Here is a 24,437-nt window from a genome sequence, read left to right on the forward strand (position 1 = left end):
GAGGACCAGCTCGGCGCGCTCGGCCTGGTCCTCAACGCCATCGTGCTGTGGACCACGAAGTACATCGACGCCGCCGTCGCCCAGCTGAAGGCCGAGGGCCACGAGATCCGCGACGAGGATGTTGCCCGGCTCTCCCCGCTCAAGCACAAGAATCTCAACCTGCTCGGCCGCTACAGCTTCACCGCCAGCGTCCCGTCCGCCGGCGCCCTCCGCCCGCTGCGCGACCCGGACGCGCTGGAGCTGGACGAGGACGACGAGGTAGAAGGCTTCTGACACCTAACTCGCGGTCATCCCGTCACTTCCGCCGCAACGCCTGGTTGCGGCCGGGTCCGCATGCCCCAGCGGGCAAGAGATGGACCGACAGCGCCCAGTGCCGCGAAGAACACCGCCAGCAGCAGCCAGCCTGTCGTGCCGAGGCCGAGTACCACCGTGGTGAGGATCGCGGGGGCGAGAGCCTGGCCCGCGCTGAAGCCGAGACCGAAGACACCTTGGTACTGGCCCTGTGCATGGTCGGGGGCAAGACCGAAGCCCAGGGCGAAGCCCGCCGATGACTCCCAAACCTCTCCCAGACTGTGGACGAAGATCGCGGCCAGGACCAGTCCCGCCGCCGCCCAGACAGGGGTGTACGCCGCCAGCGCCATCATCGGGCAGCTGACGAGGAAGAGCAGCCCCGCCGTGCGAAACGCCAGGCCGCCGTCGTGCGGGGTCTCGATCCGCGAGCCGATCCTGGTCTGCATCAGCACACAGAACAGGGAGTTGACGGCGAACAGCGCGGCCACCGTCCAGCGCGGCGCCTCGGTGTGCTCGGAGATCCAGATCGGCAGGAGTAGCGAGACCACCGGGTACTGCAGTCCCATGGCCCCGTAGAGGGCAGTGAACGCCAGGAAGGGACGATCCGCGAAGACGAGCCAGCGACGCTGGCGCGGCGGCGCTGCCAGCACCGGATAGCGGGGCAGCAGGAGCAACAGCACCGCGCACAGGGCGAAGCTCGCCGCGTTGCCGAGGATCAGCGTGACATAGGCACCGCGGGTGTCCGCGGCCAGCGCCAGCCCTGCACCTACCGTTCCCAGAACAACGCCCAGGTTGACGAACGTGCGCAGCTTGGCACGGAACAGGGCCGGGCGCTCACCCCCGACCCGGACCACCAGCGCGCCCCACGCCGCCCCACCAGCCGCCGCGGCGATCTGGTCGACCGTCGCGATGATCGTGAGCGCGGCCCAGCTCTCGACGAGGACGAGGGCCGCCATCGACACCGCCTGGACAGAGAGGGCCAACATCATGATCGTGCGCGCCCCTCGCCGATCTGCGAGATGCCCGCCTGGTATTCCCGCGCACAGGCCGATCACTCCGGCGATGGTGAGCGCGGCACCGACCTTCACCGCAGGCAGGCCCACGACCAAGGTGAAATAGAGCGTTGACGCCGCGTTGAACAGACCATTGCCGACTCGGTTGACGAAACTCGCGGCGACCAGCACGCGCTCCGGCGCACTGTCCCCCGCCATCCGGCCTATTCGACCCGCCAAGTCGCCCTTGATCATGGACGGCACGCTAGCAGCGTTCGCAGATCCAGCGGGAGTAGCACCAAGGTCGCGTGCTCTGATTCCGCCAGGGGCCCGGACCAGGACCGCGCCACCCCGAGGAATCTGTCGTCAAACGATCGTTTGACGACAGGCAGCCGTCGCGTCCAATGAACCCGTGCAGTCCGGGGGTTCACGGCGGCGCGAATCCAATCAGATCCGATGGTGATTACTGACAGGGTTTGACGACAGGTAGGGTCCGATCCTCCGTACGGAAGGGGCTCACGAGTGGCGAACCTGGTCTACAAGCGGGTCTCGACCGACCAGCAGTCCACCGCCCGGCAGAACCTCGTCCTTGGGGTGGAACCGGAATACGAGCGAAACGTGCCACACGCCAGCGGCCAGTACGTCACAGGTACGAACCGGTGTCGTAGGCGGTGGCCGAGGACGTCCGCCGACTCGAAGAGACGACAACGCGGACACTGAGGTTGTTGTTTCATAGGTGTTCGCCTGTGAAACACCTCGACCCGCGGCGCACGACCTGCGGCGATCATGTTTCATGAGTTGTTGCAAACAGCGGGACAGATGAAGCACCCTCATGAAACGATCCGGGGGTGAGTCCGGACCCCCACTGTCAGTCTCCGAAGTCGGCTGCGCAGATGACTGGAGTCGGGTGCACTGAGCACCGCCTCCGCTCGCGGGCCGCCGGCCCTTGGCGGCTGCTCAGTCGGGTGGGACGGCTGGGTCGATGATCCGATACCCCACGCCGGGTTTGGTGGCGATGACCGGGGGGTCGCCGAGTTTGCGGCGCAGGCGGCTGATGGTCACCGTGACGGTGTTGGTGAACGGGTCGGCGTGTTCGTCCCAGACCTGTTCGAGGAGGTTCTCCGTGCTGAGGAAGGCGGGGCTCGCGTTCAGGAGGGCTTCGAGTACCGCGAGTTCCTTGACGGAGAGGTCGAGCTGGTGGCCGTCGCGGCTGGCGGTGCGGCGCATCGGATCGAGTTCGATGCCCGCCGTGCTCAAGGCGCGGGACCGGGCGGCGGGGCGACGGCGGGCCAGGGCGCGGATGCGCAGGACGAGTTCGGGAAAGTGGAAGGGCTTGGCGAGGTAGTCGTCGGCGCCCAGGGTCAGGCCGCTGACGCGGTCGCCGGGTGAGTCGGCGGCGGTCAGCATCAGGACCATCACGCGGCCGTCCCGCTCGGTGATCATCTGACAGAGGGTGTCGCCGTGGATGCCTGGCAGGTCGCGGTCGAGCACAACGACGTCGTACGCGTTGACGTCCAGCTTGACCGCGGCGTCGAGCCCGTCGTGGGCCACGTCCACGGCCATGCCCTGGTCGCGCAGTCCCTCGGCGATGACTTCGGCGAGGGAGCGGGCGTCCTCGACCACCAGGACTCTCAATGCGCCCCGCCCGCCTCTGTGTCGCGGGCTTCCACCGTCGCCCTGCCGTCCGTACGGGGGAGGGCGACGGTGACGCGCAGGCCGCCGTCGGGGCGGGCGCGCAGGTCCAGGGTGCCGTGGTGGGCCTGGGTGATGGACGCGACGATGGAGAGGCCGAGGCCGCTGCCCTGGCCGGTGCCGGTCCGGTCGGCGCCAAGGCGGCGGAAGGGCTGCGCGAGGTCCGCCACCCTCCGCTGGTCGAGGACCGGTCCGCTGGACTCGACGACGAGGGACACCGCGCCCGCGTCGTCTCCTTCAGCCCGTACCGCGACACTGATCCAGCCCCCGGGGTCGTTGTGCGCGATCGCGTTGTCGACCACGTTGTCGGCCACGCGGCGCAGCAGCGTCTGGCTGCCCCACACCCACGCGGATTCGTCGATCCGGTTTTCGCGCACGGTCAGGCCCTTGGCCGCGATGTCCTTTGCCCGTCCGGTCAGGGCGGTCAGCGCGAGTTGGCCGAGGGCGAGGGGCTCCGAGTCGGTGAACTCGCCGTGCTGGGTGCGGGCCAGGACGAGGAAGCTCTCCAGCAGCCGGTCCACCTGGTCTAGTTCGGCGCGCATCCGGGCGGCCAGCGCGGCCGTGGTCTCGGGTACCGGGCCCGGCTTGGCGAGGGCCACGTCCAAGGAGGCCCGCATCGTGGTGAGCGGGGTGCGCAGCTCATGGGAGGCGTTGGCGACGAAGAGGCGCTGGGCGTCGAAGGAGCCCTCCAGGCGGCCGAGGAGGTCGTCGATGGTGTCGGCGAGGTCCTTCACCTCGTCGCCGGGGCCGCCGATGGCCAGGCGTTCGTGCAGGCTGTCGGCGGTGATCCGGCGGGTGGCCGCTGTCATCACGCGCAGCGGGCGCAGCACCCGGCCGGCGACGAACCAGCCGAGGCCGACCGAGATCACTGCCATGACACCGAGGGCGATGGCGGAGCCGATCAGGATCTGCCGGGACTGGGTGTCGTGCGCCTGGGTCAGCTGCTGCTCCAGTTCGTCGATGCGGCCCTGGGCCTGTGCCGCCGTGGCGGGCTGACCGGTGCCGCCATCGGGGGCGGTCTGGCTGGAGCGCGATCCGCCGGATGCCACCACGGCTGCGATGGCGAGCAGCGCCGTTCCCGACAGCAGGAACAGAGTGACGTACAAGGCGGTGAAGCGGGTGCGGGCAGTGCCACGGCGCAGGCCGAGCCGGGCGGTCCGGCCCGCGAGCCGTCGAGGCGGACCCCATTCCATCCGCATGCTCCCCTCTCTCCGCCGCACCAGGACACGTACGAGGCCAGGCTAAGCCGAGGCGCCTAACAGCGAGATGACAGTGGCCGTTCGGCCCCTGTAACCCGCTCCGTCACAGGGTGAGGCCCATGAGCGATGAGAGTACGAAGGCGATGATCAAGGTCATCGGTCTGCATAAACGCTTCGGGCCACAGCTGGCTCTGGACGGGATGACGTTCACCGTGCGGCCCGGACGGGTGACCGGCTTCGTCGGCCCGAATGGCGCGGGCAAGTCCACCACCATGCGCGTGATCCTGGGCCTGGACGCGGCTGAGGAGGGAAAGGCCCTGGTCGGCGGGGTGCCCTACCGCACCCTGCGTCGCCCGCTTCGGCATCTGGGGGCGCTGCTCGACGCCTCCGCGCTGCAGCCGAGCCGCACCGCCCGTAACCACCTGCTGTGGCTGGCCCACTCACAGGGCGTGCCGGCCCGGCGGGTGGACGAGGTCATCGAGCAGGCCGGCCTGGGCACGGCGGCCCGGCGCAAGGCCGGCGGCTTCTCGCTGGGCATGCGCCAGCGCCTGGGGATCGCGGCGGCGCTGCTCGGCGACCCGCCGGTCGTCATGCTGGACGAGCCGTTCAACGGCCTCGACCCCGACGGCATCGTGTGGATGCGCGGCTTCCTGGTGGAGCTGGCCCGGCAGGGCCGCGCCGTCCTGGTCTCCAGTCACCTGATGAGCGAACTCGAAGACACCGCGGACCATCTCGTGGTGATCGGTCGCGGCCGGGTCGTCGCGGACACCAGCGTGTCCGAGCTGCTCGCCGAGGCGTCCAGCGGCCGGGTCACCCTGCGTACCTCCGAGCCTCCGCGCGCCACCCAGGTCCTGTACGGCGCGGGCGCCACCGTTCTCGCCACCGGCCCCGACACCCTCGGCGTCACGGGCCTGCCCGACGAGGAGATCGTGGCCCTGCTTGCCCGGAACGGGGTGCCGTTCTCCCAGGTGTCCGCGCACCGGGCGACGCTCGAAGAGGCGTACATGGAGCTCACCCGGGACGCGGTGGAGTACCGGGGCATCCCGGCGGGGGAGGCCACGCGATGACAGCCACCCTCACCCCTCGCCCCCCGGCCACGAGGCGCGCTGAGCGGAGCGGGTTCCTCAGGACGCTGCACGCCGAGTGGACGAAGTTCCGTACGGTACGCGGCTGGGTCCTCGCCATGGCGGGGGCGCTCCTGGTGACGATCGTGGTCGGCCTGCTCGGCACGGCCGCCCCCGCCCCCGGCGCTCGCGGCGCCGACTCCGCCTCGTATCCGAAGGGCCCCGCCGGCGAGGCCGTCAATGACAGCTTCTACTTCGTCCGCAGGACGCTCACCGGCGACGGTGCCCTCACCGTTCCCCTGCGGTCCCTGACCGGCGTGGCCGACACCGGGATCGGCAAGACGGCCCAGGGCGCCCAGCCCTGGGCGAAGGCCGGGATCATCGTGAAGGAAAGCCTCACCCAGGGATCCCCGTACGCGGCGGTCATGGCCACCGGCGGTCACGGCGTGCGCATGCAGTACGACTACACGCACGACACGGCGGGTCCTTCCGGCAAGGTCACCCAGGAGTCCCCGCGCTGGCTGCGCCTGGTCCGCTCCGGCGACAGCCTCGCCGGTTACACCTCCACCGACGGCTCCCACTGGACCAAGGTCGGCCATGCGAAGCTGCCTGGGCTTGCGCGCACCGTGCAGGCCGGGCTCTTCGCCACGTCACCGGAGGCGAAGCAGGACACCGCGGCGGGCACGGGCTTCAGCCCCGCCGTGGCCACCGGCACCTTCGGCCGCCCCGCCCTCACCGGCGACTGGTCCCAGAGCGCGTGGAGCGGCACACAGGTGGGCGGCGACGCGGGCACCTCCGGCAGCTACACGAACACCACCGAGGGCGGCTTCACCCAGACCGACGGCGGCGGGTTCACCGTGACCGACGGCGGCGGGTTCACCGTGACCGGGGCCGGTGACATCGCACCGGTCGTCGGCGGGCCCGTCATGGGCGTCGGCTTCTCCGTCGAGAACTTCCTCGTCGGCACCTTCGCCGGACTGATCGTGGTGATCGCCGTGGGTACGGTGTTCATCACCGGCGAGTACCGGCGCGGTCTGCTGCGTACGACCATGGCGGCAACTCCCCTGCGAGGCCGGGTGCTTGGTGCCAAGGCGCTGGTGGCCGGGGGCGTCGCGTTCGCCATCGGCCTGGTCGCCGCCGCGATCACCATTCCCGTCGGGGAACGCAGCGCGCGTGGCAGGGGCTTCCATGTCTTCCCCGTCACGTCGGCGACCGAAGTGCGCGTCATGGTCGGAACCGGCCTGCTCTGCACGGCCGCCGCCGTGCTCGCTCTCGGCGTCGGTGCCCTGCTGCGGCGCAGCGGCACGGCGGTCGCCCTGGTCATCGCGTCAATCGTGCTGCCCTTCCTGCTTGCCACCTCCGGCGTGCTGCCCCCGGGCGTCTCGGAGTGGCTGCTGCGAGTGACCCCGGCTGCGGGCTTCGCCATCCAGCAGACCCTGCCGCAGTACACGCAGGTGCTCAGCGTGTACGAGCCGTCGACCGGCTACTACCCGCTGGCGCCCTGGGCTGGCCTCGCCGTGCTGTGCGGATACGCCGCGCTCGCCTTCGGTCTGGCCGTGGTGCGGCTGCGCGGGAGGGACGTATGAGTCTCCTGAGCGGTGCACGACTCACGAGCACGGCTGACGGCGCGTGGCGAGGGGACTTCGGCCGCGCCCTGCGCGCGGAGTGGACGAAGCTGCGCACCGCAGGGGAAATGGGCAGGTTGCTCCTGCTCGCCGTCGCGCTGACCGTGGCCGTCGGCTGCGGCACCGCCAAGGCCGTGAAGTGCCCGGACGCGGGGTGCGGCCAGGACGCCGTCAAGCTCGCCCTGACCGGCGTCACCGTCGGGCAGGCGGTCATCGCCGTCCTCGCGGTGCTGGCCATCAGCGGCGAGTACGGCACCGGGATGATCCGCACCACGCTCATGGCAGTGCCGAACCGGATCACCGTTCTTACCGCCAAGGCGACGATTCTCACCACGGTCGTCCTCGCCTCCGGGACGGCTGCCGTCCTGGCCTCCCTCCTCGCCGGCCGCTACATCCTGCCCGGCAACGGATTCACCGAGGCGCACGACTATGCCCCGCTCTCCCTGGCCGACGGCCCGACCCTGCGGGCGGCCGTGGGCTCGGTCCTCTACCTCGTCCTGATCGCCCTGATCGGCCTCGGCGTGGCGACGGCGGTACGGGACGCGGCGAGCGCTATCGGGATCGTGCTCGGGCTGCTCTACCTCTTCCCGGTAGTCACCCGGGTGGTCAACGACCCGGAGTGGCAGCGCCACCTCCAGCAGATCTCGCCCATGACCGCCGGACTCGCGGTCCAAGCCACCGTCCATCTGCACGAGTTGCCCATCGGCCCATGGGCCGGCCTGGGCGTGCTCGCCACGTGGGCCGCGGCCGCGCTGCTGGTCGGCAGCCTGCTGCTGCACAGGCGCGACGCGTAGCCGAATCGAGCCGTCCGCGAGGACGGTGGCTTCGGGCCCCAACGACTCTGGGAACGGACCGATAGCACCTATACGACGGCCACCCCTGCTCCCTGCACCGCTACCCCTTCAGGTAGCGGTGCAGGGAGGTCTTGGGGATGCCGGTCTTGGCGCTGATCTCCCCGTAGCTGGCGCCTTGACCTTGGAGCAGACGCGCGTACTCGATCTTGTCGGCTGGGTGGGCCACGGGCCGGCCGATGCGGCGGCCTGCCGCTTCGGCCACGGCGCGGGCGTGGGCGGCCCGTTCCGTGGTGAAGGTCCGCTCCATCTCGGCGAACAGGGCCAGTAGCAGGAAGGCGATACGGCCCATGCCTTCGTCGGCGGTGTTGATCGGCAGCGGGTCGGCCAGTGAATGCACCCCGATCTGCTTCTCGTTGAGATCGTGGACGAGGTTGAGGACTTCGCGCAGATTGCGGCCGAGCCGGTCCAGGGTGTGCACCACGATGGTGTCTCCAGGGCGGACGTAGGCGAGCAGGTCGGCCAGGCCGGGGCGCTCGACCGTGGCACCGCTCTTCTTGTCCACGTAGATCTGCTTCTCGGGGATGCCCACCTCGCCGAGGGAGTCGAGCTGGCGTTCCAGGCTCTGCTTGGTGGAGGAGACTCGGGCGTATCCGAGTTCGAGTCCGCCCGCAGGGCGGTTGTCGGTTCCCATGACGGCACACCGTACCGGAAGTTGGCTCCGTACGAGCCTTTCGGAACGATTCTTGTGGAACGACTTACGGAACGACGGCCGGAGTGATCTGCCCAGGACACATCTCTTCTGACGGAGCATCGGGAGTCATGTTCCACTTCCAAGGATGTGGAACACAGATGTCAGGCGAGATCGGTACGGCCGAGTTCGCGGGCGCTGGGCAGGAAGTCGGCGGGGACGCCGACATCGAGAAGGAAGGCGCGCTCTTGTTCGAACCAGTAGAGGGTGGGGCAGTTCCGGGTGAGCCGGGCCAGAAGTCGCCGCGCGGCATCCCGGTCCGTGCGGGCCGGGGCGAGCCCTGTCTCCCATCGGGCCATCTCCCCCGCCCAGGAGCCGCGGTGAGGCCGGTCGCCGGCGTAGACGTGCCGGTCGGGTGGCGGCTGCAGCGCGGAGGCAAGGCGGCCGTGGGCGATGATCGTCCGGGCGGCGGCCAGGTGCAGCGCGGTGCCGGCGGCATGCAGCATCGCCTCCTGGATGTCGGGCTTGAGGTTCTCGTACGGCCGCCAGATGTTCAGTCCGGCACGGTATTTGCGGCCGGTGGCTTGCCAGACGTGCTCCAGGACGGCCCGGCCGTGCCTGCCTCGGCCGCTCGTCGAGGAGAGGCTGACCTCATCCAGCAAGGACCGCAGCAGCCGGAACCACACCCCGGCGTGCACGGTGCGGCCCGGGAGGACGACCCGCCCGGTAGTGAGCCCTTCGTAGGTGTAGCGGTCCACGGTGGCCAGAGGTTCGACCAGCGGCGTCGGGACCGGACCCTTGTGGCCGAAGGCGACCGAACGGTGGACTTGCATGGCGTCCTCCAGGCGGCACCCGTGCTCGAAGCAGCCGGTTACCAGAGGCAGCCGCCACACCAGGGCCTTCCCTCGCTCGGGATCGGCGGCGCACACAGGGCAGTCCCGATATAGCCCCCAGTATCCCAGCCACGGCCCCGGCCAGCGCCGGAAAGGCGAGACCGTGTTGACGCCTGCCTTGCCGGGGGCCAGGAGCACGAGTTGTCCCGGACGTAGGCGTCGAACACCGGTTGGGTGTCCTCGATCGGCGCGATGAGCCCTTCGATCAGCCACGGCTCCCAGCCGGCCAGCGTCATCGCCCTCAGCCGGGCGATCTCGACGCCGGTGCGTTCGGCCAGCGCGGCGAGCATCGTCGCCGGCGGGTCGTAGTCGAGGTCATCCGGCACGGCTACGTCCACCAGGCCGAGGTTGCGAGTCAGCAGGTCCGCCACACGGATCTCGTACGGGCGAGCCAGTCTCTCCAGCCACGATGACAGCGACTCCAGGGGGCCGGGCTGCGGGTGCAGCGGCCAGCGCCGCACCGAGCTCACGTCAGCTCGCGCTCGAACAGCCGGCGTCGCTCACTGGGCCCGGCGTACGGGGCCAGCAGCAGGGTGCGCTGGTTGATGGCCTCCTCACCGGAGGTGATCGCGGCGAGGGCGGCGTCGGTGAGCAGGTGGGCCAGCTCTCCGATCGTGCCCTCGCTGCGGGTGAGCAGGTAGCCGGCCATCTCGGCGGTGGCGATCGGCGAGGGCCGGCGCAGCGGGAACGCCGCGGCGAAGCTGGCCAGCAGCGAGCAGGCGTCGGCGTCGCTCTCCCAGCGGGGCAGTGTCAGCGGGGCGAACCGGTTCTCCAGCTGGTCATCAGCCCGTATGGCCAGGTAGGCGTCCCGGGTGCCGACACCGACCAGCGGGATGCGCAACTCGTTGCCCAGGAACCGCAGCAGGTTCAAGAACTCCCGGCGTCTGTCGCCGCGGCCGCCGAGGATGTTGTGCAGCTCGTCGATCACCAGCATGCGCACCCCGGCCGACCGAAGCAGCCGTAGCGTCAACTGTTCCACGTCGGCCAGCCGGTGGTAGCGGGCCCGCAGTGGGGCGCCGAGCGCGGCCAGCAGCGCGGTGTAGAAGCGGATCACCGTCGGGTCGGAGGGCATCTGCATCGCCAGTACCGGGATCTCCTCGCGGTCCGGGTGCGAGATGGGCGGGTGGGTGCGGCGGAACTTCTCCACGATCATCGACTTGCCGTTGTTGGTCGGCCCGATCAGCAGCAGGTTCGGCATCCGCTGCTTGGACGGCCAGGCAAACAGCGTCTCCAGCCGCTCCAGGGCCTCGGCGGCGCGTGGATAGCCGATCCACCGGTCCGCCCGTACGTACCACAGCCGCTCGGTATCCGGCAGCCGCGCGATCTGCTGCGCGGCCGGGTGCAGGTGCGAGAGATCCCCGTCCTCGTTCACCACTGCTCGATCACCTCGAACGGCATGGCCACACTGTCCCCGTCCTGGTCGGCCGGTGGCTTGGGCGGGGGTGCCGACTTCTGCCGGAGCAGCGTCTCGGCGCGGCGCTGCCGGTCGCGTCGGGCCTTACGGGTGGCCACCGCGGCGGCATCGGTGATCTGGCGCATCTGCGCGACCATGGCGAACAGCGCGTCCTCGTCCACCTCGGCGCGGCCCAGCTCGCGCAGCCGTGTGACGGCCGCCTTCTGCTCCCACGCGCTGATCGGGGGCCGCGACAGCACCCGGTAGGGCACCTCCAGATAGTCGGTGCCGTCCGGGTCCAGGGCCCAGATCCGGCTGATATCCCGCGGGTCACGACGCAGGACGAACCGGCCGAGATCTTCGCGGCGGGCGATCCACGGCTTCAGCGCGTCGCTGTAGTACTGCACGTAGTCGATCACGAACCCCGACCGGGACAGGGTCCGGCGGACCACCGGCAGGAAGTCCACCAGGAAGGCGGTCTCATTGGTCACGGTCACCAACGCGGCCCCGGTGACCTTCTCCGCCCAGACCCCGGCCGGCGTGCGGCCCAGGGTCTCGTGCACCTGGCCGTGGTAGCAGGCCACCGCCAGCGCCAGCCACCGCTGAAGCTCCCGCACGGTCAGCGCGGCCGCCTTGTCGCTGTCGTAGGCGCCGCGCTCGGCGGTGCTGGAGAACGTGGTGCCCGGCAGCTCGTGCACCAGCTCCATCATCGTGCCGATCAGCCGCTCGACAATCCCGCCGAAGTGCGGCAGGCCCGGCGGCCGGTACCGCAAGCCGATACCGTGCTGCTCGCAACCCCGGCGCAGGGCCTCGCTCTTGAACTCGGCGGCGTTGTCCACGTACAGCCCGCCCGGCTTGCCGCTCATCGGCCAGACTGCCTCCGCCCCCAGCCGCTCCAGCCACGGCCGCTTGTCGCAGGCCGCGGTCGCCGGCATGGCGCTGGGCGCTGCGAGCCGGCTGGCGGACGAGCTGGCCGTGCTGGGCCCGAGCGTGGCCCCGCCGTTCTTCTCCCCCGCCGCCACGGCTGCCGAGCTGTCGGCGCTGCTGCGCCAGGAGCGGCTGGGTTTCACGGCAGAGCCGTACAACGGCCCCGGGCTGGGGCGGCTCATCTCCCTCGCCGCCCGTGAGTCCCTGGCGGACCGCGTCCGGCGTGTGGCCATGCTGGTGCACCACGTGGTGACAGCGGCGTACGAGAAGGCGATCCCCTTCCCCACGAAAGACGGACAGCATCCTCTGGAGTCTCTCGTTGTGGACAGCGTCGCGGTCCTCCAGCACCTACGTTTTACGGTGGACCTCCTGCTGATCGAAGACGTCGGCTCCGCTACGGGAACGTGACACGTGACGACCATCGCATACCAAGGCGAACCGGGCTCAAATTCGGCGGCCGCCACCCAGCATCTGTTTCCCGGTAGCGCGGAGTTGCCGTGCACAAGCTTCGAACAGGCGTTGGACGCGGTGACGCTCGGCGCCGCCGACCTGGCGGTGATCCCGGTGGACAACTCCGCCGCCGGACGGGTCGCGGACGTGCACCATCTGCTCCTGCAGTCGGGCCTGTTCGTGATCGGGGAGTACTTCCTCGCCATCCGCTTCGACCTCATGGGCGTCCCCGGCGCGACACTCGACAACGTCAAGTGCGTCCGTAGCCATGTGCACGCGCTCGGGCAGTGCCGGAAGGTACTGCGTGAGGGCAACTGGCGCACCCTTGTCAGCGACGACACGGCGGGCGCTGCCCGCGAGGTGGCGGAGCTGGGCGACGTCCGGCACGCTGCGCTCGCCCCACCCGCCGCGGCCCGGCACTACGGTCTGGAGGTGCTGCGGGCGGGTGTCGAGGACGACTCGGACAACACCACGCGGTTCGTCGTTCTCTCCCGCGAGGCCGCCTTCGCGCCCGTCACGGACGAGCCGACGATGACGAGTCTGTTCTTCGCGGTACGCAACATCCCCAGCGCCCTCTACAAGGCGCTCGGCGGTTTCGCCAGCAGCGCGGTCAACCTCACCAAGATCGAGAGCTACCAGATGGGTGCCGGTCTCAACCCGAGCTGCTTCTACGTCGAGATCGAGGCTCACCCCGACCAGTCCCACGTCGCGCTCGCCCTGGAGGAACTGCGCTTCTTCTCCAGCGAGGTGCGGATCCTCGGCGTGTACCCGGCCCACCCGCACCGCCTGCGGGAACGCATGGGCTGACCCCCACGACCCCGTGTCGACGGCCACCCCGGAAAGGGCGGCCGTCGTCGCGTCTCGGCGCCGGTCCCGTCACCGGCTTCCGGGCGTTCAGCTCTTCACGCTGTGCTGGCGTGCCCGGTAGGCGGCGGCCTTGACCCTGTTGCCGCAGGTCTTCATGGCGCACCATTCCCGTCGGTGGCCACGCGAGCGGTCGAGGTAGACCTGGGTGCACTCGGGGCGGGTGCACTCGCGCAGCAGCGCCCCCTCGTCGCCACCGAGGATCTCGACCGTCTCACGGGCGAGAGCCGCGAGCCCCTGCGAGACCGAGCCGGTGCGTGTCGTGCCGTCGGGACCGAGTCTCAGCGTCACGGGCAGGCCCGACGCCTGAAGGTTCACCTCGGCAACCGCCTCGGCAGGCAGTGGCTGGTCCTCCAGGCGTGCTGCGACCAGGTCGTAGATCGCTTCGCGCAGCTCGAGGGCGATGGTGAGATCGGCCTCGTTGGCGCCGGGCGCCAGATCGAGCATTCCGGACTCCACGAACCAGTCGTCGAGCAGCTCAGGGGTGGCGAGCTTCTCCATCGGCGCGGCGTTGCGTCGCGCGCGCAGCGTGCCGACGAAGTCGAGGGGGAGCGTCCCACAGGGAAAGGCATGATTCACGTAACCATACTGACTGGTGACTCGCAAAGATGCAACACCCCGGCGCGCGATCGACGCACAGAATCACCCGCTCGATTGGTTACGGAGCCGTGCAAGGTCTGTCCGGAACCGCCGATCACCGCGACGCACAGATCCGCCACGCCCTGACCCGGCTGATCCACTGGGCCAAGCAGGCCGGTGTCGCCGCGATCGGCATCGAAGACCTCGACCTCACCACCGAGAAGACCCGGGAGAAGCAGGGCCGCAAGAAGCGGTTCCGGCGGCTCATCTCCGGCATCCCGACCGGGAAACTCAAGACCCGGCTGGTGTCGATGGCCACCGAACACGGCCTGAGCATCGTCGCGGTCAACCCCCGCCTACACCTCCCAGTGGGGTGGCCAGCACTGGCAGAAGCCGCTGGTCACCCCACGCCGAAAGGAGTCTCGTCACGATGCCGCGGGCATCACGATCGGACGACGCCCTCTCGGACACCCGATCCGGGATGGGGTATCCCCTGCTCGAACGGAGTTGAGAGCTTGGGGGAGGACGGCACCGCCCCCACACGACCGGAGTGATCGTGCGGGGCATCGGACCGCCCAGGCCGGACCGAGCACCCGAGGACATGAGGGCACCCGCCCACCCGCAATGGACCGGCCCCCTGGAGAGCCGTCACCGAACGGGACGCGAAAGCGGGAACCCAGTGCATCCAACACCGTTCGGGATGCGCCCAGTACACAGCAGTGGGTCCAGGACTCACTCATGCGCCCTGGATAGGAACAATTCAACGTGATCCGTCAGCACAGGCCTACGACTCGGCGCGCTCCTCGCGGTGCTTGATGAGGATGTCCAGCATCCGGTCGAACTCGCTGTCGCTCATCTTGTGGATGAGGTGCATCGCGATGAACATGCCGTCGTGGTAAGGAAGTTGCCAATCCGGTGACACGCCTGCCTCGGCCAGGTCGGGCTCCGGTACAGACACGCTGTCGGACCGAGGCACAGCAACGGCCTCGGCCGACTCGCCGCTCCCCCTTGGCGTGGTAGCACCTGTAAGTTGGGCGTCCTCAACCTGTGCCACAGGAGTGGAGAGAACGGGCGTGGGCCGACTCTCAGCCTCATCCAGGCGAGCGGACGGCACGATCGCCTGAGTGCCGGATACCTCGGGCACTGCGGATTCCACAGTCGACCGCGGCCCTGCAGCGTCTTTCGGCTTCGCAACTCCCGTCGATACCACGGCAGATGCCTGCCGTTCCACTTCCTTACGGGCGCGTTCGGCTTTGAGCTGCTCAAGGGCTGTTCCCTGCCGGTCCTGGGGTTCCTTGGCCACGGCGCGCAGGAGCTCAACGGGCTCCTCGCCAACGACCGCCTGTAGTTCAGGAGTCAGGTTCAACAAGGCCAGGCGCTGCGATACCCAGCCCTGAGACTTCCTCAGCCGCTTCGCGAGCTTGACCTGTGACCCATGAAGGGCGAGCAACCGCTGCAAGGCACGAGCTTCATCCAGCGGGTCCAGGTCTTTACGGTGAATGTTGGCGACAAGCGCCGACTCGAGGATGGCTTCGCCGTCGCTGCCTTGGGCGTCGTCGACCATGACGCCGAGGTGTGTGAGGCCGGCCTCTCGGGCAGCAGCCAGACGACTGCTGCCATCGACGACGACGTGGGTCGTGTTGGGCTCCAGATCCCCTTCCCGTTCGGGATTGGCCTTGATGTAGGCATCACGGTTCATGACGGTGATGGCCTGCTTCTGGCCGTGCTCCTGGAGGCTGCCCGCCAGTTCGGTGAGATCACCGAGTGCGGAACGGGGATTGTCGGGATTGGGACTGATACGAGAGACAGGAAGTCGAGTCGGAGGAGCAACGCCTTCCGTGGGCACGCCGGTAGCGGTGCCGATTGCGGCACGTCGGGCGCTGACGGGCCGGGCACTGCCTCCGAAGCGTCCAGATCCGAGCTGGTCGGCCTTGCTCACGAAATCTCCCGAGCCAGCGCACGCATGCCGACAGCCTGCTGCGAGGCGGGGGCGTAACTCAGCAGGGGCTGCTTCATGCGCACTGCTTCTTTCTGTTCCTTCAGGTCAGTGATGAGACCGACCACGCGTGGATCCTTTATGTCGATCCATCCCTGCAAGGAAGATGTGGCGATGTATCCGCGTCGGCCGTCGTAGAGGTTGACGACGATGCCCAGGTAGTCGATGTCGAGTCCGAGGTCGTTGCGGAGGTCCTCGATCTGATTGGTCAGGAGGTCGTAGGCGTCCGCGGAACTGTCCTCGGCCTGGACGACGATGAGGGCGCCGGATTGGCCAGGTCGCTCACCGTCGCGGCGGCGGCCGTAGTAGGCGGCGGCGTCCATGCTGAGGCCAAGACTGGGTGGACAGTCGACCAGGATGACGTCGTAGTCAACCTCAAGTGGCATCAGCGCCCGCTCGAGGGCTGCTTCGCGAGCGCGTACAGCGGAGAGGCGTACGTCGAGGAGGAACGCGTCATGGCAGGCGGGCAGCAGGTGCAGTCGTCCACCGAAGTGCTCGTCCTCGATGGAGACGATCAGGTCCCTGAGCTCTCCCTTGGGATCGCCCGCCATGTGGTTGGTGAGGCTGTCGCCGTTCATGGGCAGCGGTGCGGCGCCCAGTTGATTGGTGAGATGGCATTGCGGGTCGAAGTCGACCAGCAGGACGCGCAGCCCGAGCCCTGGAAGCTTCTCGATGTCGAGTGGGCCGTTGCCGGACTCCGCTGCACCGCCTTCCGTCCTGCCGGCGCGAAGGGCGGTAGCCAAGGCTTTGGCCACTCGGACGGGATACAGCCTGTTGGAGTCTTCCGACAGCGCCTCCCCCACACCGGCACTGATGGCGGTCTTCCCGACGCCGCCCTTCTGGTTGCAGACCACGATCCGCCGAGTGACGTCGGGCCGCTGCACATCCGGAGCCGGATTGGTATCGAGCCAGAGCTGGACGGACTGGGCAAGCCCCTGGATGAGGGAGACCTTGCGGTCCTCCGTGATGCTCCGGAACTCCTCCCACTGCCCAGGAGGAAGGAAGGTGGAGAAGGACTCGGCTCCGGCCGTGTCGACCGAGGCAGTCCCTGAGGCAAGGCTGCACCAGGCGGAGATCCCCTGCTCCACTGCGGCCTGGATCTCGATGCCGAGTTGGGCGGTTCTGACTTTGAGATTCTGCCGGAGCCATCCCGGCAGCTTGGAGACGACCTTTGCCCGGTCGCTCGAGGTGGCTGGCATATGCATGACGCTACCTTACTAACGCCCTAGATCATCTGCTGCACCGGCACGTTAGTTAGCACGACTTGGTGATGCGCCGGCGCTCCTATCCCGATTACGGCGCAAGATTTCTTCCGCTCGGCGGCAGGACAGCCGTGCGCGGCCGGTGGTCGGGGAGGTGTCCAGGTCGTGGTGTGTCCACCCATCAATCTCGGCGATGGGTGGACGGCACGTTTCCGCACCTCGGCCGCGGGTGAGCTGAGGCCTTTCGCCAAGAGTGCCGGCCCGTCCACGCCACGACAGGCAACTGTCGGCCCTCACGGGTATAGTTCGTGACGTACCTCGTACTCAGGCACAAGGGCCCCGCCAGAAGCTGGTGGGGCCCTTGTTTCGCCTCATGCGACCTGGAGGTTCGGTCGGCCCTCGCTGGGTGGGGCTGAGACGTACGAAGGCAGCTTGAGGTTCGGGAGCTCGCCTGCCTTGATGGCCTGCAGGGTGTGCCTGAACGCCGCTTCCATGTCGTCGTGGCTCTTGTACTTCGCGGCGAGTGGGTGGAGCCGGTAGCTGTTACCTCCTCGCCCGTCGCTGGAAGGGCGCAGGACGATGTGGAGATCACACAGTGGCGCCATCAGGAGGCTGACAGCCTGTGGCGTGATCTTGTACTCCTTTGCCATGTCCTTCTGACGTACGGGCAGGTGCCCTCCGAACTCGGAGCGGAATACCAGGTAACTGAGGAACTTCACTGCTGCTCCGGAAACCGGTACGGCCCAGATCCGGTCGGAAACGATCGGGGACAAGACCTCAGCCATCAGGCCACCTTCCTCGTTGTCGGCTGCCAGGGTACGTGCGCGGGGTCAGCCGGTTCTCTTCTGTCTGGTGTAAGTGTCCTGCCCGAAGTCGAACTCTTCCTGATGCGGCTGGTCGGGGCCGATGTCATGAGGGAAGGCAGTGGGGTCGTGGTCGTGCTCGGAGGCGATTTCCGCGAGCACCTCGTGCTGGGCGTTGCTGTTGCCCTGGAACCACAGGGTGACGTTGAGCCGGATCTTGCCGTTGCCGGCCTTCTCGACCCACTTGTAGCCGCACAGGGCCCCGATGGCGCGGTTCACCGTGGACCGGGTGATCTTCTTGCCGCCCTTCTTCTCGGCGAGCTTGTTCAGTCCATCGGTGATCTCCTGTTGCGTGTACTGGGCGATTCCGGTGCCCGGGACCTGCCCCCCGGCCACGAAGAGGAAGACGCACAGCTGCGACTTCGTGATGGAGTTGGCCACGGCCAGCTGAGCCAGGAGCTGGGTGAACCAGTTGCTCGCCAGGCTGTACCCGGCATTGCCCGCCATGGTGTGTACGGCGCGCGCGTCGTTCTCGAACTCGAACGTCACACCCTTCAGCTTGCGGCGGCTGCGGGGGTCGGCAGTCTGAGCTGCTTCACCCAACTGCCTCCCGAGGACGCTGAGGATGTCGTCGTAGGCGGCGTCGTCAGGCGCGTGGGATGGAACGGCTCGTGGCCCGCCCGGACGACGCCGGGCCGGCTGCTCAGATGGCACAAGACCTCCTTAGTACTCAGGCGTGGCAGACACTATCCGCAAAATCAACGGGGACTTGTCTTTTGGAGCACCGGCGCGCCTTCGGACGTCGCATGTACGGCTCCTGCGATCAGGCTGCGCAGAAAGTCAAGTCAGGCTTGATTTAACTGATGCACGGGATCGGATAGTCAAGCGTCACTTGATTTCATGTGTCGCATAGGGCGCACACTCTTCGAACCCGGCATAGCAGCGCCGCCACGTCGCCCCCCACCCCTCCACCTCTCTGACCAGGGGGGACGTCACCTCCGCCGCGAAACCCAACAGATCAAGCCCTGCTTGATTTCTCGGAACGAATGTGACGGCCAGGTTGACATCTCCGCATACGAAATGTGCTCTGACGGACACCATGGATCCGATAAAAATGCAGGTCAGGGCGGGTTTTCGCGTTCGGGCCTCTTATACAAGAACCGCCGCGCTCGGTCTCCACCTGACAAGAGACTGGCCGGACGCTCCCTTTGCGCCGCAGCCAAGTCGAACCGCGTCTGAAACCTGTGCCACCGAAAGGGAGTTGTGTCAACGCGTCATTGTTACGACGGCGATCAGTGGTCACTTGCACCACGGCAATGCTCAGCCGAGGCACTTGGTCTTTCCTCACCGTCGGCCGGTCGGCAGCGCAGGGACAGGCTCAGCCGCCCCTGCGGGGCACCGCAAGCCCGCCAGGGCTGAGGAGCTGCCGCACCTGGCGGACTACTGATCTCCGCAGCTATGTACCACAGTGAGCGGCCACCGAAGGAACGGACCTGGCCGCGGGTCATGCGGACGGCAGCCGGGGTCATCGCTTGAACAACGATGCGAGCGGCGAGGGTGGCCGATCGGCCATGGCCGGCCGCTCGACGCAGCAAGGCACGCAGAACGGCATCGGTCAGCTCGTGTGCTGGTCAACGAGCGCGGCGACGCATTCCTCGGCGGTCTCCTTGCTCTGCGCCGTCCGGGACTTTCCGCCGGGTATGAGCAGACAGGAGGCGAGTCCGGCGACGGCCACACCGGCGAGCAGCAGGAACGCCTCGGTGGCCCGTCGGCCGGCGGACGGGTGCTCCGAGACTCCTCTCCGGCACCGTGTCTCCTCAGCCTGCCCGTGATCGACGACACCTCAGACGCAAGTGTCTGAGGGCGGGGCCCGGTTATCGGGTCTCCCGGCCCTCGCCTGGAGGGGTCTGCAACATCTTGGCGTGCTGGGCGAGCCACAGCTCGTTCAGGCGCTGTCCCCACGCGCGGGACAACGTGTCGACCGCCTTGGGAGCGCCGGCACGGACCGCGTGCTCGGCCACCACCTGCGTGCCGCCCTCGACCTCGGTGAGCAGCCACGCCTGGTACAGCTGTACACCGGCACCGATTCCCAGCCAGCCGAGCCGGCGGGGCGGTACATGCTCCCCCACAAAGACCTCGAACCGGTATCCGGCCCAGTGCACGTCAAAGGTCTGGGTGAAGGTGTCGGTGCTCACTTCCTCGCACTCCGGAACCCAACTCGTCCAGCTCGCCACGTCGGTGAGCAGGTGGAAGATCCGTTCCGGCGGACCGGGCACGACGGCCTGCGCCCGGTGGAAGCTGTGGGCGTTCTCGGGTGAGAAACCGGATGGCCAGTGGATCTCCGGATGGCTGTCCGAGGGGTCGTGCATTCGACTTCTCTTTCGCGCTGCTGTTCGACTTCAGGTACGGCTGCCGACGGCGTCGGTGGCACGACAGCCAAGGGGCGTTCCTCCGCTCAGTGTGCTGGTGGAGACACCATCTTGCATACGTCATATGACTGTGCGGCCGTCGGGTCCTCTCAGCCGGTGTCCCCTCAGCCGACGCCCTCCAGGTCGAGAGCGGCCAGGGCGTCGCGCAGCGCGGCTCGTGAGTTGATGCCGAGCTTGGGGTAGATCTGGTACAGGTGAGTGCCGATGGTCCGGTGCGACAGGAACAGCCGCTCGGCGATCTGCTTGTTGGTCAGGCCGGTGGCCGCCAGCGTCGCGATCTCCCGCTCCTGGGCGGTCAGCGGGCCCTTTCCCGGCTGTGCGAGGGCCGCCGCCCCGTGGCCGCTCGCGCGGAGTTCGGCCGTGGCACGTGTCACCCACGGTGTGGCCCCGAGCTCCTCGAACGCCGTCAATGCCTGGACCAGCTGCTCGCGGGCTTCCCTGGTCACGCGCCGGCGCCGCAGGCGTTCTCCGTAGAAGAGGCGTACCCGTGCCACGTCGAAGGGCCAGTCCCCGGGCTCGGCCAGGGACAGTGCCTGGTCGAAGAGGGCGAAGGCGTCATCGCTGGGTGTGGTCAGGGCCTGGCAGGCCAGCACAAGCATGTGGAGGCGCAGCGAGAGCTCGGCCATCACGGATTCCCGCATGGCCGCCGCGTGTGCGGCGGCTTCGGCGGCCCGCCCGGTTCTGACGGCGGCCTCCACCAGGTCCAGCGCGCCGGCCATGGCCTGCGGAAGGTACGGCGCGAGGGTTCCGGGCGGGCTCAGTGCGGCGGCATGCCGGTAGGCGGCCTCGAAGTCGCCGCTGCCGAGCGCGGCCAGCCCGCCGGCATGCCAGGCCAGGACCCGGGCCCCGTGGGCGCCGCGGGGGACGGCCCAGCTGACGATCTCCTCGGACAGGGCAGTGCTCGTCTCCGTGTCGCCCCGGGCCGCGGCCACGAGCGCCTGCACGAACTGGAGCTTGCAGGCAAAGAAGGGGTAGTCGTACTCCTCGCACAGGACGAGCCCCTCTCCGGCCAGTTCCACGGCTTCGTCCCAGCGGCCCGCGTAGTAGTAATCCAGGCTCAGGTGCACCAGCGCGGCCAGATGTCTGCTCACGGGCGCGGTACCCGCGCGGCCCTGGTCGACCAGGTGGAGGGACGCCTTCCGCGAGGCCGTCAGCCGTTCCGTGTACACCAAGCAGGTGCTGATGCGGATGACGCGGGTCGGGTCCTGGCCGATGTCGGCCAGCAGTGCGTCGAGGACGCCCAGCGCCCGGTGCCCGGTGCGGGCCGGGTCGGCGAAGGTCTGCGCGCACGCCCACAGCAGGTCGGGTGCTTGCGGGGTCAGCCGCTCCAGCGCTCGGAACAGCGGCGGCCACTTCTGTGGATCACCACTGAACCAGCACAGTGAGATCAGGGTGAACAGGGCTTCGATGAGGGCGTCGTCGGATGCGTCGTAGCGGTGCCCTCCGGCCTCGATCGCGCCGACCAGCAGTCGGTGCGCGGTGTTGATGTCACCGTCCTTGTTGATCAGGAGGAGGGCGGATGCCGCTGCCGCGTGCAGCGACTCCTGGACGGTAGGGTCGGCCCGTCTGGCCCCGGCCAGCAGGCGCGAGGCATCCGCCAGTTCGCCGCTGACGTCGGTGCCGATGTAGGCGGCCTCCGCCAGGCGGCGGCTTTCGTCGGCCGGCACCGGGCTGAGCCCCGCGGCGCGGGTGAGCGCCGCCACCGCGCCCAGGGCATCCCCGCGCCTCAGGCGCAGCCGGGCGGCCTGTTCCAGGAGGTCGGCTACCGTCTCGTCCGGGCCCAGCGCCGCCTCTCCGAGGTGCCACGCGCGGCGCTCGGGCTGGTCGGTGAGCGCGGCGGCGAGCGCCTGGTGCGCCCTGCGGCGGTCGGCTGCCGTCGCCGTCACCACCACTGCGGAACCGATCAGCGGATGCCGGAAGGACAGCCGCCGGGACGGGCCCGAGATCGCGACCAGCCGGTCGCGCTCCGCGGACTCGAGCATGTCGATGACAGGACGGCCGGCCGCGGCCGCCTCGAGCACGGTGAGGTCGCCGGTGCCCTCCAACGCCGCGATCAGCAGCAGCTCCCGGCTCGGAGCCGGCAGATCGGCCACCCGGGAGACGAACAGTTGCTGGAGGCGCTCGCTGAGGGGCAGTACCGGAGGCACCGCCACCTGTGCCGTGCGCTGTTCGTTGTCCAGGGCGGCGGGCAGCTCCGCGAGCGCGAGCGGGTTTCCGTGTGCCTCCGCCGCGATCCGGCGTCGCACGGCGCGGGACATTCCGGGGTGGGTGTGGGCGAGCAGTTCGGACGACGACCTGTCGTCCAGCGGTTGCAGCCGGTGTTCGGTGAGGCCGCTCGCCTCGAAGAAGCCGTCGGAGGTGACGCGGGAGGCCGCGAGGAAGCTGATGCGGCTGCCGATGAGCCGCCGGGCCACGAAGCCCAGTACCGACGTGGTGGCGCGGTCCAGCCACGGCAAGTCGTCGATGACGACCAGCAGCGGAGTGTCGGCGGCGATCTGACGCAGCAGCAGCAGGGCCGCGGTGGACGTCAGAAGGCGGTTGGGAGGGGGACCGCTGCCGATGCCCACCGCGACGCGCAGGGCATCGCGGTGGCTGGGGTCCAGCCGGTCGAAGGAGTCGAACAGTGGTACGAGTAGTTGGTTGAGTCCGGCGTAGCTGATGTCCGCCTCGAACTGCACCCCGCTCGCCCGCAGCACGCGCGTGCCCTCGCGCCGTGCTTCCGCCGCCACCGCGTCGAGCAGCGCGGTCTTGCCTATGCCGGCCTCGCCGGACAGCAGCAGGGCCGCTCCGTGAATGGCGGAACCGTTGAAGTGGGACCGTATGAACTCCAGGTCCTTGTCCCGCCCGATCAGTCGCGCTGAGGCAGGACGGGCCGGGCGGTCCAGGTCGTTCATCGGGCTGCTGTCTCCAAGGGCTGAGATGAAACCGAGCTGCGGTGCTGTCCATCGAATCGAGTCATGTCAACACTTGGCTCTGTAGCGTACGGAATCATCCGTCTCAGCGTACGGTCCACCCCCTGCGGACCGAGCCGGTGCCGATGGCGACACGTACCGCTCCGGGGGCCGGCGGTTCGGTCGGTTCGATCCCGCGCCGGGTGTCGAGGAAGTGGTTGGCCGCGTGGGCGTTGTGGCGCAGGTAGTCCAGCAGACGTGTCTCGGCGGCGGAGCGGTCGTCCTGTTCCTGCTCGGCAAGTTCGGTGCCGTAGGCCCGCACCAGGTCGTGCAGCATGTACCGCCCGTCGGCGTCCCGCGACAGCAGGCTGGCCGAGGTCAGTTCGCCCAGGTGCCGGCGGGCCACCGTCATCTCCGCGCCCGCCAGCGAGGCGGCGGCCTCGGCGGACACGACCGCCCCGGGGTGGAGGGCCAGATACCGGAAGAAGCGTGCCGTGTCAGGTGTCAGGGCCCGGTACGACCAGGAGAAGACGGCACGGACGTCGGCCCGCCGGTCACCGGCCGACAGGGTGTCCAGCCGGGCCTCGGCCAGTTCGCGGGCGGCGAGACGCAACGGCATCCGCGGTTCCGCACTCAGCTGCGCTCCGACGACGGCGATCGCCAGCGGCAGGTGTCCGCACAGCTCGACCAGACGGGCGGCGTCCTCGGGCTCCGCCCGGCACCGGTCCGCACCGATCCTGGCGGCGAGCGCGGCGACAGCCTCCGGCTGTGTCCACACGTCCAGACTGATCAGCGAGGCGCCCTCGGTCGTGGCCAGAGCGGACAGCCGGCAGCGTGAGGTGAGGATCGTCAGGCACCCGGGGGCGGCGGGCAGCAGCGGCCTGGCCTGGTCCGCGTCCCGCGCGTTGTCGAGTACGACGATGAGCTGACGGGACGCGGCCTGCTCACGGAACAGGGCGCTGCGTTCCTCGGTGCCGCGCGGTATGTCGCTGCTGGGCACCCCGAGCGCGCCGAGAAACCCGGCCAGGGCCTCGCCGGGGTCCAGGGGCCGTCCGGAGTTCTCGAACCCACGCAGGTTCACATACAGCTGACCGTCGGGGAAATGTTCCGCCACCCGGTGGGCCCAGTGCACCGCCAGGGTGGTCTTGCCCACACCTGCCATCCCGCCGACCGCGGCGATGACGACCTGTCCGCACCGCGCGGCGACCTGCGAGGTGATTGTGTGGACGGCCGTCAGCGCCTCCTCGCGGCCGCGGAAGACGGCCAGATCGGGCGGCAGTTGCCGGGGCACCTGCCTGGCGGACCGCGTGGACGCCCCCACGAGGCGCCGCCGTTCGTCCTCGTCCAGTCCCAGGGCGTCCATCAGCTCGCGCAGAGTCGCCTGCCGCGGCAGGCTGTGACCACGTTCCATGTCGCTGATGGCCCGCACACTCACGCCGGACACCTCGGCAAGGCGCTCCAACGTGAACAGCGCACGTTGCCGCGCCTCGCGCAGCAGCCGACCGAAGGTCTTCTCGTCCATCCCCACCCACCCCGCCGGGCCGCGTGCCGACACGTCTGTGGGAGCCCGCGCCGCTGCTTCGGAAACGGCGTCAAGGTAACAGTTCTGGATTGAGCGTTAAAAAGCCATCTCGCATGGTGAATTCGTGACGGAAAAAGGCGCGA

Annotated in this window: 21 protein-coding genes and 2 pseudogenes; 7 read left to right on the top strand and 16 right to left on the bottom strand. The window is 69.1% G+C overall.

Features of this window, described 5'->3' with window-relative positions; all coding sequences use genetic code 11:
- Positions 1-273: Tn3 family transposase (locus ACIBB8_RS31110; RefSeq protein ID WP_398957787.1), on the top strand; the 273-nt coding region annotated here is incomplete at its 5' end.
- Positions 274-287: 14 nt separating this feature from the next.
- On the opposite strand, the gene ACIBB8_RS31115 is transcribed toward ACIBB8_RS31110, so the two are convergent.
- From ACIBB8_RS31115 to ACIBB8_RS31125, 3 genes are all read right to left on the bottom strand, one after another.
- On the bottom strand, positions 288-1,538 hold the full coding sequence (locus ACIBB8_RS31115) for an MFS transporter (protein ID WP_398957854.1): 1,251 nt from the start codon (positions 1,536-1,538) through the stop codon (positions 288-290).
- A 702-nt stretch (positions 1,539-2,240) separates the two neighbouring features.
- Positions 2,241-2,918 (bottom strand): response regulator transcription factor, encoded by a 678-nt coding sequence (locus ACIBB8_RS31120; RefSeq protein WP_398957789.1) that lies wholly within the window; start codon positions 2,916-2,918, stop codon positions 2,241-2,243.
- The gene (locus ACIBB8_RS31125) at positions 2,915-4,168 is read right to left on the bottom strand and encodes a sensor histidine kinase (protein ID WP_398957791.1); all 1,254 of its coding nucleotides are present in this window, start codon (positions 4,166-4,168) and stop codon (positions 2,915-2,917) included. The genes ACIBB8_RS31120 and ACIBB8_RS31125 overlap by 4 nt, the downstream gene beginning before the upstream one ends.
- 125 nt (positions 4,169-4,293) lie before the next feature.
- Between ACIBB8_RS31125 and ACIBB8_RS31130 the strand changes: the two genes are divergently transcribed.
- From ACIBB8_RS31130 to ACIBB8_RS31140, 3 genes are read left to right on the top strand one after another with little or no spacing between them, the layout of a single operon-like run.
- Positions 4,294-5,241 carry an ABC transporter ATP-binding protein gene (locus ACIBB8_RS31130; RefSeq protein WP_398957793.1) on the top strand — a complete coding sequence of 316 codons (948 nt, stop codon included), beginning with the start codon at positions 4,294-4,296 and terminating at the stop codon, positions 5,239-5,241.
- A complete protein-coding gene (locus tag ACIBB8_RS31135; RefSeq protein WP_398957795.1) occupies positions 5,238-6,824 on the top strand; it encodes an ABC transporter permease subunit in 1,587 nt (528 codons plus the stop codon). Before ACIBB8_RS31130 ends, ACIBB8_RS31135 begins: the two co-directional genes overlap by 4 nt.
- Positions 6,821-7,657: an ABC transporter permease gene (locus ACIBB8_RS31140; RefSeq protein WP_398957797.1), complete on the top strand. Its 837-nt coding sequence runs from the start codon at positions 6,821-6,823 to the stop codon at positions 7,655-7,657. Before ACIBB8_RS31135 ends, ACIBB8_RS31140 begins: the two co-directional genes overlap by 4 nt.
- 100 nt (positions 7,658-7,757) lie before the next feature.
- On the opposite strand, the gene ACIBB8_RS31145 is transcribed toward ACIBB8_RS31140, so the two are convergent.
- The 5 genes and pseudogenes from ACIBB8_RS31145 to ACIBB8_RS31165 form a co-directional block, all read right to left on the bottom strand.
- Positions 7,758-8,348, bottom strand: a complete 591-nt coding sequence (locus tag ACIBB8_RS31145; RefSeq protein WP_398957799.1) for a recombinase family protein — start codon at positions 8,346-8,348, stop codon at positions 7,758-7,760.
- 161 nt (positions 8,349-8,509) lie between these two features.
- On the bottom strand, positions 8,510-9,178 hold the full coding sequence (locus ACIBB8_RS31150; protein WP_398957801.1) for a hypothetical protein: 669 nt from the start codon (positions 9,176-9,178) through the stop codon (positions 8,510-8,512).
- Positions 9,179-9,216: 38 nt separating this feature from the next.
- Entirely contained in the window at positions 9,217-9,708 is a 492-nt protein-coding gene (locus ACIBB8_RS31155) for a TniQ family protein (protein ID WP_398957803.1), read from the bottom strand.
- Complete coding sequence (locus ACIBB8_RS31160) at positions 9,705-10,613, bottom strand: TniB family NTP-binding protein (RefSeq protein WP_398957805.1); 909 nt, start codon at positions 10,611-10,613, stop codon at positions 9,705-9,707. The genes ACIBB8_RS31155 and ACIBB8_RS31160 overlap by 4 nt, the downstream gene beginning before the upstream one ends.
- A pseudogene (locus ACIBB8_RS31165) lies at positions 10,607-11,584 on the bottom strand (Mu transposase C-terminal domain-containing protein); the annotation flags it as partial. The gene ACIBB8_RS31160 and the pseudogene ACIBB8_RS31165, both read right to left, overlap by 7 nt.
- Here ACIBB8_RS31165 and ACIBB8_RS31170 point away from each other — a divergent pair.
- Both ACIBB8_RS31170 and ACIBB8_RS31175 read left to right on the top strand, forming a co-directional pair.
- Positions 11,565-11,966 (top strand): hypothetical protein, encoded by a 402-nt coding sequence (locus ACIBB8_RS31170; protein ID WP_398957858.1) that lies wholly within the window; start codon positions 11,565-11,567, stop codon positions 11,964-11,966. The pseudogene ACIBB8_RS31165 and the gene ACIBB8_RS31170 overlap by 20 nt on opposite strands.
- Before the next feature lie 3 nt (positions 11,967-11,969).
- Positions 11,970-12,815 (top strand): prephenate dehydratase, encoded by an 846-nt coding sequence (locus tag ACIBB8_RS31175; RefSeq protein WP_398957807.1) that lies wholly within the window; start codon positions 11,970-11,972, stop codon positions 12,813-12,815.
- 87 nt (positions 12,816-12,902) lie between these two features.
- On the opposite strand, the gene ACIBB8_RS31180 is transcribed toward ACIBB8_RS31175, so the two are convergent.
- Positions 12,903-13,451: a CGNR zinc finger domain-containing protein gene (locus tag ACIBB8_RS31180; protein WP_398957809.1), complete on the bottom strand. Its 549-nt coding sequence runs from the start codon at positions 13,449-13,451 to the stop codon at positions 12,903-12,905.
- Positions 13,452-13,549: 98 nt separating this feature from the next.
- On the opposite strand from ACIBB8_RS31180, the pseudogene ACIBB8_RS31185 reads away from it, so the two are divergent.
- Positions 13,550-14,204: pseudogene (locus ACIBB8_RS31185) on the top strand (IS200/IS605 family accessory protein TnpB-related protein); the annotation flags it as partial.
- Between the two features lie 31 nt (positions 14,205-14,235).
- Here the strand turns inward: ACIBB8_RS31185 and ACIBB8_RS31190 are convergent.
- From ACIBB8_RS31190 to ACIBB8_RS31220, 7 genes are all read right to left on the bottom strand, one after another.
- Complete coding sequence (locus tag ACIBB8_RS31190; protein WP_398957811.1) at positions 14,236-15,390, bottom strand: ParB/RepB/Spo0J family partition protein; 1,155 nt, start codon at positions 15,388-15,390, stop codon at positions 14,236-14,238.
- Positions 15,387-16,652, bottom strand: coding sequence for a ParA family protein (locus tag ACIBB8_RS31195; RefSeq protein ID WP_398957813.1), 1,266 nt, complete (start codon positions 16,650-16,652; stop codon positions 15,387-15,389). Before ACIBB8_RS31195 ends, ACIBB8_RS31190 begins: the two co-directional genes overlap by 4 nt.
- Positions 16,653-17,020: 368 nt before the next feature.
- Positions 17,021-17,434 carry a hypothetical protein gene (locus ACIBB8_RS31200; RefSeq protein ID WP_189282234.1) on the bottom strand — a complete coding sequence of 138 codons (414 nt, stop codon included), beginning with the start codon at positions 17,432-17,434 and terminating at the stop codon, positions 17,021-17,023.
- 45 nt (positions 17,435-17,479) lie between these two features.
- Positions 17,480-18,001 carry a hypothetical protein gene (locus tag ACIBB8_RS31205; protein WP_398957817.1) on the bottom strand — a complete coding sequence of 174 codons (522 nt, stop codon included), beginning with the start codon at positions 17,999-18,001 and terminating at the stop codon, positions 17,480-17,482.
- A gap of 1,325 nt (positions 18,002-19,326) precedes the next feature.
- Positions 19,327-19,821 (bottom strand): SRPBCC family protein, encoded by a 495-nt coding sequence (locus ACIBB8_RS31210; RefSeq protein WP_366693507.1) that lies wholly within the window; start codon positions 19,819-19,821, stop codon positions 19,327-19,329.
- A gap of 164 nt (positions 19,822-19,985) precedes the next feature.
- The gene (locus ACIBB8_RS31215) at positions 19,986-22,775 is read right to left on the bottom strand and encodes an ATP-binding protein (protein WP_398957819.1); all 2,790 of its coding nucleotides are present in this window, start codon (positions 22,773-22,775) and stop codon (positions 19,986-19,988) included.
- A 103-nt stretch (positions 22,776-22,878) separates the two neighbouring features.
- Positions 22,879-24,294 carry a helix-turn-helix domain-containing protein gene (locus ACIBB8_RS31220; RefSeq protein ID WP_398957822.1) on the bottom strand — a complete coding sequence of 472 codons (1,416 nt, stop codon included), beginning with the start codon at positions 24,292-24,294 and terminating at the stop codon, positions 22,879-22,881.
- Between the last annotated feature and the right edge of the window lie 143 nt (positions 24,295-24,437).

The sequence above is a fragment of the Streptomyces sp. NPDC051286 genome (assembly GCF_044455345.1).
Lineage (GTDB): Bacteria > Actinomycetota > Actinomycetes > Streptomycetales > Streptomycetaceae > Streptomyces.